Annotated in this window: 1 protein-coding gene; it reads left to right on the forward strand. The window is 73.4% G+C overall.

Annotated features, from left to right (window positions below):
- On the forward strand, positions 1-494 hold a 494-nt coding region (locus EAO71_RS35670), incomplete at its 5' end, for an endonuclease/exonuclease/phosphatase family protein (protein ID WP_410094325.1).
- Between the last annotated feature and the right edge of the window lie 171 nt (positions 495-665).

The raw sequence follows: 665 nt of genomic DNA on the forward strand, positions 1-665 counted from the left end.
ACGCGACGGTGGGCTCGGTGGGGCTGTGGTCGAGGTATCCGCTCCGGGACGCCGGCCGCGTGGACATCAAGCCTCGTGCGGTGGCGGACGGTTGGGAGCGCGGGCTGCGCGCCGTGGTGACCGGCCCGCGGGGCCGGCTCACGGCCTACGTGGTCCATCTGCCGTCGGTCCGCGTCCGGGCGACGGAGGGGTACGCCACGGGATGGCGTGACGAGAGCGCGCGGCGGCTCGGGGACGCGATCGCCGCGGAGCCCGCGGACGGCAGGGTCCTGGTCGTCGGCGATCTCAACGGCACGATCGACGACCGGGGCCTGCGGCCCGTCACCTCGCTGGTGGGGGCCGGCCGGGACACGTTCGCCTTCAGCTGGCCGGCCCGGCTGCCCCTGGCGCGCATCGACCACGTCCTGACACGCGGCACGGTGGTCACGAAGACCTGGACGCTCCCCGACACCGGGAGCGACCACCTGCCGATCGCGGCGCGCATGCGGTTCTGAGGGTCGGCCCCGAGGGCCGGGGGATGTCAACTCCTGCACGGAGTCAGGCATTCCATAGGCACCAACTGGTCATGTACCGTTCAAGCGCGCGGCGCTCGGACGTTCGTGCGACGACGTTCTACGCGCGCAGAGTGGGTCCCCGCACGCCCCCTCAGACGTACCGCCCACCCC

The sequence above is a fragment of the Streptomyces sp. MS191 genome (genome assembly GCF_008042125.1).
Classification (GTDB): Bacteria; Actinomycetota; Actinomycetes; order Streptomycetales; family Streptomycetaceae; genus Streptomyces.